The following is a 9,169-nucleotide window of genomic DNA, read 5'->3' as shown; positions in this document are numbered from 1 at the left end:
GATGCTCAGACGAATGCGTCCATGACGATCGACTTCTAGTACCTTAACCGGTACAGTTTGTTCTAATGATAGATAATCAGCTATTTTATCGACACGCTTGTCAGAAATTTGAGAAATATGCACTAATCCCTCTTTACCGCCACTAATAGCTATAAATGCGCCAAAGTCAACAAGACGGGTTACTTTACCATGATAGATGCGACCAACTTCTATTTCTGCAGTTATTTCTTTGATACGGCAGATGGCTTGACGTGCTTTTGTACTGTCCGTTGCTGCTACTTTGACAGTACCATCATCTTCAATTTCAATGATAGTTTTGGTTTCTTCGGTTAAAGCTCGGATCACTGATCCACATTTACCGATCACATCTTTGATCTTATCAGGATTAATCTTAATGGTGTGGATACGCGGCGCGAATTCAGACAGATCACTACACGGCTTACTAATAACCTGCTCCATCATACTCAAAATATGCATCCTAGCATCTTTTGCCTGGTATAACGCCAATTGCATAATATCGTAGGTTATACCTTCGATTTTGATGTCCATCTGTAATGCAGTAATTCCATCTCTACTACCAGCTACTTTAAAGTCCATATCGCCAAGGTGATCTTCATCACTCAGAATATCTGACAACACGACAAAGTTATCTCCTTCTTTCACCAAACCCATAGCGATACCTGCAACGGCTGCTTTAATAGGTACTCCGGCATCCATTAAAGCTAGTGATGCGCCACATATCGAAGCCATAGAAGAAGATCCATTAGATTCAGTTATTTCTGATACCACGCGCACGGTATACGGAAATTCATTTATTTTCGGCATGATAGCTAGTACACCGCGTTTCGCTAAACGCCCGTGACCTATCTCACGACGCTTTGGTGAACCAATCATGCCCGTTTCACCGACACAATATGGAGGAAAGTTATAGTGTAGCAGAAACCGATCAGTACGTTCCCCGGTGAGTTCATCGATATTCTGTGCGTCGCGCTCGGTACCAAGAGTTACCGTTACCAGGGCCTGAGTTTCGCCGCGTATAAATAATGCGGAACCATGAGTTCGTGGCAGTATGCTTATACGCATGTCTAAATTTCTAATCATATCTTTTTGACGGCCGTCAATACGTGGCTCACCACGTAAAACACGGCGGCGTACTATCTTTTTCTCCAGATTGCTGAGAATATCTCTTATTTCGTCTTCTTCGATCGTTTCCGTTTCGTTTTGCTTATGTAAAACGCTTACTACATCTGCTTTGATAGATTCAACATAAGCATAACGTTCTTGTTTTTCTATAAAGCAAGACACATCATTTAGGCGATATTCAGCCAGCTCAGTAACGCGTGATTGTAAATTAGCATTTATTTTCTGTGCTTGCCAATCCCATTTAGGCTTACCAGCTTTAGTGACCATATGATTAATGTTTCGGATAATAACTTGCTGTTGTTCATGGCCAAAAAATACTGCGCCCAGCATTTGCTCTTCGCTTAATAGCTGTGCTTCTGATTCCACCATGAGTACCGCGTTTGCGGTACTAGCAACTACTAAATCAAGGCTACTTTCTACTAATTCAGCTATGGTGGGATTCAATATGTATTGATTATTAATATAACCAACGCGCGCTGCACCAAACGGTCCGTTAAACGGAATACCAGATAGACTTAATGCTGCTGATGCGCCAATCATTGCCACGATATCTGGGCTAACTAGTGGGTTAATAGATACTACTGTCGCTATAACTTGTACTTCATTCAAGAATTCTTCCGGAAATAAAGGACGGATTGAACGATCGATAAGACGAGAAATGAAGATTTCTCCTTCGCTAGGACGGCCTTCACGGCGGAAGAATCCACCAGGAAAGCGGCCAGCCGCATACGTTCTTTCCTGATAGTTGACTGCAAGCGGGAAGAATTTTTGTCCTGGTTTAGTTTGCTTAACGCCTACTACAGTAACTAATACTGTGGTATCGTCCATGCTTACCATAACAGCTGCAGTTGCCTGACGAGCTAGAATACCAGTTTCTAGCATTACAGTATACTTACCGTATTTAAAATGATGAACAATAGGATTTAGCAAAATGATATCCTTAATTTCAGGGTGTGCAGCGCAAAATTTACTTAACCAACCGCTGACCACTATTCACTAACAACCTTCTCATTACATTAGCTCAGCTAGTCTAAAAAAAATGGAAGAATACGTGAAACAAAATTTATTAAGACCAATTAATACCCCAACAGTTTGGGCTTTATAGCTCAGATCAATAAGATAACAAAGGGGCCTAATTAGGCCCCTACTGATCAAATCAAAGTTGGTGTTCCTGATATTGTTATCTAGCTTAACGACGTAGGCTAAGACGTTCAATTATGGTAGTATAACTCGTTATATCTTTATCCTTAAGGTAGGAAAGCAGCTTACGACGTTGTGAAACCATACGTAGCAGACTACGGCGGCTATGGTAATCTTTTTTATGTTCCGCAAAATGACCCTGCAAGTGACTAATCTGAGCTGTTAAAAGAGCTATTTGAACTTCTGTGGAACCACTGTCGTGAGCATCACGGCCGAAATCAGAAATTATTTTGGCTTTTGTGTTGATACTTAGAGACATTATAACACTCCAAATTTAAGGTAAAATAGAGAGACATTTGATCTCTAATTTAGCCACCAGCTTCACAAACTTTATTATTTTACTATGAGTTAATGTTTATCGCAAGGTTAAAAGGTTAAGATGATTGCATGCATCATCAAATACATTCTTCAGCAATAGCAATAAGGCGCCGAGGCTTTAATCTTCCCGGCTCCGTAATTTCTCCAATGCCGAAGAAACGTAGAGTATCAGCAATACACATTCGTACTAAGCCCTGTTGCCAACACGAGTCAACTATGACTGTCTGACCCAGTCGTACTCTGGCAGCAATGATTGGAGGCAATTGGATAGCTGGTAAATAAGATAAAGCACTATCTATTGGTAGTAATAGTGTATCGAGTTGTGCTAGGGGAGCATCCGGTTCTTGTGACATATCTATAGTTTCTTGTAGCATCTGGAGTGTCACCATACGCGCTGTAGGATAGTGTGCAACTGCTAAACGACGTAGTCTTGTCACGTGCGCACCGCAACCGAGGAACTCACCAAGGTCATTAACTATCGTACGAATATAGGTGCCTTTAGAACAATGAATTTCTAGTTCTATATTTATATGATCCCAGTAAAGTAACTGCAAATCGTATATATGAATCGGCCTCGCTTTACGCGGAACTTCAATACCTTTGCGGGCATATTCATAGAGTGGCCTACCTTTGTACTTGATAGTTGAAAACATCGGTGGAACTTGGTAGATCTTGCCGTAAAACTGCGCCAGCGTCTGATCAAGCATCGCTTGATTTAGCACAACCGGAATTGGACTAGTGCTAATAACTTGTCCTGTAGCATCGTAGGTATCAGTACGTTCCCCGAGCTTAGCAGTAACACTGTAACGTTTGTCAGCATCTAGAAGATGCTGGGAAAACTTAGTAGCTTCTCCTAGGCAAATAGGCAACATACCAGTAGCTAGTTGATCTAGTACACCAGTATGGCCAGCTTTTTTTGCTCTGAAGAGCTGTTTTACCTTTTGTAATAAATCGTTCGACGACACGCCATGTGGTTTATCTAGCAAGACAATACCATTAATATTACGGTGTCTGTAACTTAAATTACGGCTCATCTTAGTAAGATTTACCTTTTTCTTTGTAAAGTTGACAGTCTTTTGGCACCACCTGACTGATGAGATGAGATATCCGCATACCTTTCACGAGAGAGTAGTCATAAGCGAAAATTAGTTTAGGTACTACACGCAGGTGCATCGATTTTCCTAGTAAGCTACGGATAAATCCAGAAGCAGCCTGTAGTGTCCGTACACCAGTGTTTACCTGATCATCAGTGTTGTCATTTAGGAAGGTGAAAGTCACGAAAACGGTTGCTAACGCAAGGTCACGGGATACGTTAACTCCTGAAACAGTAGCCATACCAATGCGGGGATCTCTAATTTCGCGTTGTAAGCTGATGGCAATGTTTTTTTGCATCTCCTGAGCGATACGTTGTGTACGGCTATACTCTTTGGCCATAAGACATTTCTCCAGATAGCTCAGCTAAGTAATTAATCATATCTCTGTTCTGTGCTTGTCGATAGTTAGTGATCAGACGCTAGTTTCGTCTGATCTCAATAGATTCAAATACTTCGATCATGTCGCCAGTACGAACATCAGTATAGTTTTTCACACCAATACCACATTCCATACCATTACGTACTTCATTTACATCATCTTTAAAACGACGCAGCGAATCTAGTTCACCTTCGTAGATAACAATGTGATCGCGTAGTACACGGATCTTGTTATGGCGCTTAACTATACCCTCTGTTACTATACAACCAGCGATGGCACCAAATTTAGGTGAACGAAAAATGTCACGTACTTCTGCTAAACCAATAATTTGTTGTTTATACTCAGGTGCTAGCATACCATTCATCGCTTGTTTAACTTCATCAATCAAGTCGTAGATAACAGAATAATAACGTATATCAATCTTTTCTGTATCAATTATACGACGAGCAGAGGTATCAGCACGAACGTTGAAACCTAACAAAATAGCATTAGAAGCAGCAGCAAGAGTAGCGTCCGTTTCGGTAATACCACCTACACCAGAACCGATAATATTTACTTTGATTTTGTCAGTAGACAGTTTCTCTAGTGCATCATTTATTGCTTCTACTGAACCTTGTACGTCTGATTTAAGTACAATGTTCAACTCTGATACGTCGCCTTTGGTCACATTATCGAACATATTTTCTAGCTTAGAATGATGCTGACGTGCTAATTTTACTTCGCGAAACTTACCTTGACGATAGAGAGCCACTTCACGAGCTTTTTTCTCATCGCGGACCACAGTGACTTCGTCACCAGCTATGGGAACCCCGGAGAGACCTAAGATTTCTACTGGGAGAGATGGACCAGCAGAATAGATATTACGACCTATTTCATCACGCATGGCACGCACGCGACCATATTCGAATCCGCATAGCACAATATCACCACGATTTAGAGTACCTTCACGCACTAATATAGTTGCCACTGGACCGCGTCCTTTATCTAAGAACGATTCGATTACAATACCGCTTGCCATACCATCACTGATGGCTTTTAACTCTAGTACTTCTGCCTGTAGTAGGATAGCATCTAGTAGATGATTAATACCCGTACCATCTTTGGCAGAGACATTGACGAATTGATTTTCACCACCCCACTCTTCCGGAATTACACCGTACTTAGTTAATTCATTTTTTATACTTTCTGGATTAGCTTCCAATTTATCAATTTTATTGACGGCGACAACAATAGGTACTTTTGCAGCTTTAGCGTGCTGTATCGCTTCTATTGTCTGCGGCATAGCGCCGTTATCAGCAGCTACTACTAATACAACAATATCAGTAGTCCTAGCTCCACGAGCACGCATAGCGGTGAAAGCTGCATGTCCAGGGGTATCCAGAAAGGTAATCATACCTTTGTCGGTTTCCACATGGTAAGCTCCGATATGCTGAGTTATGCCGCCAGCTTCGCTAGCTGCTACCTTAGTTGAACGGATATAGTCTAGTAATGAGGTTTTACCATGATCTACGTGCCCCATTATAGTTACAACTGGAGCACGAGATTCAGCCGTTGCTGAGCTACCAATATCACGGTCGTTCAGAATAGATGCTTCTAACTCGTTTTCACGAAGTAAAATAACTTTATGACCCATATCTTCCGCAACTATTTGCGCAGTTTCTTGATCAATTACTTGGTTAATAGTTACCATGGCACCGAGCTTAATCATTTTTTTAATTATTTCTGAACCTTTTACTGCCATCTTATTGGCTAGTTCAGCAACAGTGATCATTTCCCCGATAACAACATCGCGGTTGATAATTTGTGCAGGTTTATTAAATACTTGCATTAAAATGTTTGATTTACGTTTACTTTGACCTTTACTACTACGTCCAACAGCACGTGCTTCTTCGCGATCCGCTTTTAACTCAGATAAGCGGTTAGTTCTTTTTTGCTTAGAGGTTTTACCTCCTCGGATCCTGCGTTCATTTTCTATCTTTCGGTCATTCTCGTCTTCTGCTACACGGGCGTGGTGACAAGTAGTGATATGGTAATCAGTAGTATCTTCTTCAATCAATTCTGGTGTGGCAATCCAATTACCGTCATTATTTTCAGCTAGTTGACGCGCTTCTTCTGCAATTTGGCGAGCTTTTTCTTCTACCTTACGACGAGTTTCCTCTTCCACTTGACGTTTAAGTAATGCTGCTTCTACTTCACGGCTGGTTTTTTCAGCCGCATGTTTTGACTTTGACTTAGTAATAGTATTGGTTTGCTTGTTTATTAATGTCTTACTTTCCACTCTATTACATTTTTTGTGTTCCTTAGGTACACGAGGTACACGTTTAGTATTCGCTTCTACCTTATATTTAACCGTTTCAGGAGTCGTACTTTGAGTTAATTTTTCTACTTCCGTAGGTTTCAAAACCTGAGGTTCTTGTGGTACATATATGCGTTTTTTACGTACTTCTATTTGTACTGACTTACTTTTACCGCTGGCACTAGAAATATTTAAGGTACTGCGTGTTTTACGTTGTAAGGTTAATTGATGTGGCGCGTTGCTAATATTAGATTTTAGGTACGCGAGTAAGGTTTCTTTTTCCTGCTGAGTAACAAAATCTACTGCTGTTTTCTTAATACCAACATCAGTAAACTGCTGTACCAGGCGATCCACAGGAATTTGCATTTTTGCTGCAAGCGATTTTACTGTTACATTTGTCATGCTGTTTCTTCCATGCTACGTTTTATTACACCTTGTCACCAAACCAGCAAATATTGCGCGCTGCCATAATCAGCTCTCCGGCTTCCTCACTACTTAATCCTTCAATATTTGATAAGTCTTCGACACCTTGTTCGGCAAGATTTTCTAGCGTACACACCCCATGCGCCGCTAATTTAAAAGCTATGTCGCGCTTAAGTTTTGATAACCTCAACAAGTCTTCAGCCGGTTTTCCTACTTTGTTATTCTCTTCCATAGCTATAGCTAGGGCAAGTTGAGCAAGAGCATTCTTTGCTTTTATTCGCAGCTTTTTCACTGTTTTTTCATCTAGTTTATCGATTGCTATTAATTCCTTAATCGGTAAGTAGGCTAGCTCTTCAAGCGAAGATAAACCTCCTTCTACAAGGACTGTGGCCAAATTTTCATCGATATTTAGATGATTCGTAAAAATATTAATAGCAGCATAGGCTTCAGCTCTATGTTTGTCCTGTAGATCAGATACTGTCATAACATTGAGCTCCCATCCGCTGAGCTGGGAAGCTAACCGTACATTTTGTCCATTACGTCCTATCGCCTGAGCAAGATTACTGGCTTCTACCGCAATATCCATAGTATGTTTGTCCTCATCCACGACTATGGAAGTAACATCAGCGGGGGCCATAGCATTAATTACGAATTGAACCGAGTTATCATCCCACAGAACAATATCAATACGTTCCCCGCTTAGTTCACTAGAAACTGCCTGTACACGCGCACCGCGCATACCAACACATGCGCCAACAGGATCAATTCTTTTATCATTAGTTTTCACTGCTATTTTTGCTCGTGAGCCTGGATCGCGAGCTACTGCCTTAATGTTAATAACTTCTTCACCTATTTCAGGTACCTCAATACGGAACAGCTCAATTAACATTTCTGGACTAGTGCGGCTGACAAAAAGCTGCGCGCCACGTACTTCCGGGCGTATAGAGTAAAGTACCCCGCGAATACGGTCACCCAAGCGAAAATTTTCACGCGGTAACATCTCTTCACGACTAATAATCGCTTCAATATTATTGCCTAGATCGAGAATTATATTCTCGCGATTTACTTTTTTTACCATGCCGGTAAGGATTTCTCCTAAATGGCTACGGAATTGTTCTACTACCATTGCCCGCTCTGCTTCGCGTACTTTCTGTACAATTACCTGCTTAGCGGTTTGAGTAGTGATACGGTCGAATATCACCGATTGAATTTTATCTTCAATATAGCCACCTATTTTAGCATTTACGTCGTCAAATTTTGCCGCTTCCAACGTGATCTCGCGAGTTGGCTGGGTAACTTCATCCACAATAAGCCAACGGCGGAATGTTTCGAAATCACCAGACTTACGATCGATGTGAATGTGAACTTCAATTTCTTGTTCGTATTTTTTCTTTGTTGCAGTAGCTAAAGCCGTCTCAAGTGCTTCAAAAATTTTTTCCCTTGGAATAGATTTTTCATTGGAAACAGCCTCAACAACAGCAAGAATTTCTTTATTCATCCTAGTAGCCTCAGTAATCAGTAAAATGTTAAAAGTCTGGTACAAAGCTAAGACTTTTATTTGTTTTTTCTTCTACCGTCACCGTGATTATTTCACCGTCGACCGCATTAAGAATGACCTACCACTTTACCGCTACCGCCGTAGTTTGGCACGACTATACCATCACCATTTTCTGCTGCTCCACCCGGTAAGGTAAATGGCGCGAAATAGGCTACGGTGAACAACGGACGATTAACTTATACCAGTTACCAGTACTGTGATTAGTTTATCTTACTTGTTTATGTTTAATAACAAAACGCCCCGAAAAATCGGGGCGTTTTGTTATTGTACCTTATAACTTGTACTTTATAAAGAGTAAGCAAATTTTAGATACCTATTCGAGAAATCATAATCTATTATTTCAAGCTTGTCATATGACACCTAATACCAATTGTCAATAATGTTTGAAAAATAATTATTTAAAGGAAAGGGGTTGCGGGGGTCGGATTTGAACCAACGACCTTCGGGTTATGAGCCCGACGAGCTACCAAACTGCTCCACCCCGCGTGAGAATATACTTTAATATACTTTATTTACCATAATAAATCAACTTATCAATGATAATTGGTACCGAGGACGGGACTTGAACCCGTAAGCTTTATTCAGCACTACCACCTCAAGGTAGCGTGTCTACCAATTTCACCACCTCGGCACTGCACTAAAGAATAATTTTAGTTAGATAATCATACCGTAAGTAAAAATGTTACTTTAATAAATTATTAGTAATTTGGTTTTGATCTTTCTCTTGAGAGTAAGTGGTATCTATACTCGTCAGTATA

5 protein-coding genes, 2 tRNA genes and 2 pseudogenes are annotated in these 9,169 nt (G+C 40.7%); all 9 read right to left on the bottom strand.

Translation table 11 applies throughout. From position 1 onward, the window contains the following. Positions 1–2,073, bottom strand: a 2,073-nt coding sequence (pnp, locus tag CEX73_RS02500; RefSeq protein ID WP_101627018.1) for a polyribonucleotide nucleotidyltransferase, incomplete at its 3' end; no start/stop codon positions are given. Positions 2,074–2,332: 259 nt separating this feature from the next. Beyond that, positions 2,333–2,602, bottom strand: a complete 270-nt coding sequence (gene rpsO / locus CEX73_RS02495; RefSeq protein WP_101627017.1) for a 30S ribosomal protein S15 — start codon at positions 2,600–2,602, stop codon at positions 2,333–2,335. Between the two features lie 136 nt (positions 2,603–2,738). Beyond that, a complete protein-coding gene (gene truB, locus CEX73_RS02490; protein WP_101627016.1) occupies positions 2,739–3,695 on the bottom strand; it encodes a tRNA pseudouridine(55) synthase TruB in 957 nt (318 codons plus the stop codon). Between the two features lies 1 nt (position 3,696). After that, positions 3,697–4,095 (bottom strand): 30S ribosome-binding factor RbfA, encoded by a 399-nt coding sequence (gene rbfA / locus CEX73_RS02485; RefSeq protein ID WP_101627015.1) that lies wholly within the window; start codon positions 4,093–4,095, stop codon positions 3,697–3,699. 79 nt (positions 4,096–4,174) lie between these two features. Then, positions 4,175–6,346 (bottom strand): annotated as a pseudogene (gene infB / locus CEX73_RS02480) (translation initiation factor IF-2); the annotation flags it as partial. Between the two features lie 195 nt (positions 6,347–6,541). Beyond that, a pseudogene (locus CEX73_RS03520) lies at positions 6,542–6,832 on the bottom strand (translation initiation factor IF-2 associated domain-containing protein); the annotation flags it as partial. Positions 6,833–6,857: 25 nt separating this feature from the next. After that, positions 6,858–8,351, bottom strand: a complete 1,494-nt coding sequence (gene nusA, locus CEX73_RS02475) for a transcription termination factor NusA (RefSeq protein ID WP_101627013.1) — start codon at positions 8,349–8,351, stop codon at positions 6,858–6,860. 472 nt (positions 8,352–8,823) lie between these two features. Next, a tRNA-Met gene (locus CEX73_RS02470) sits at positions 8,824–8,897 on the bottom strand. A gap of 58 nt (positions 8,898–8,955) precedes the next feature. Then, positions 8,956–9,042, bottom strand: a tRNA-Leu gene (locus CEX73_RS02465). Between the last annotated feature and the right edge of the window lie 127 nt (positions 9,043–9,169).

Source organism: Candidatus Palibaumannia cicadellinicola (genome assembly GCF_002855795.1).
Classification (GTDB): Bacteria; Pseudomonadota; Gammaproteobacteria; order Enterobacterales; family Enterobacteriaceae; genus Baumannia; species Baumannia cicadellinicola_C.
This window is presented reverse-complemented; position numbering and strand designations above follow the sequence as displayed.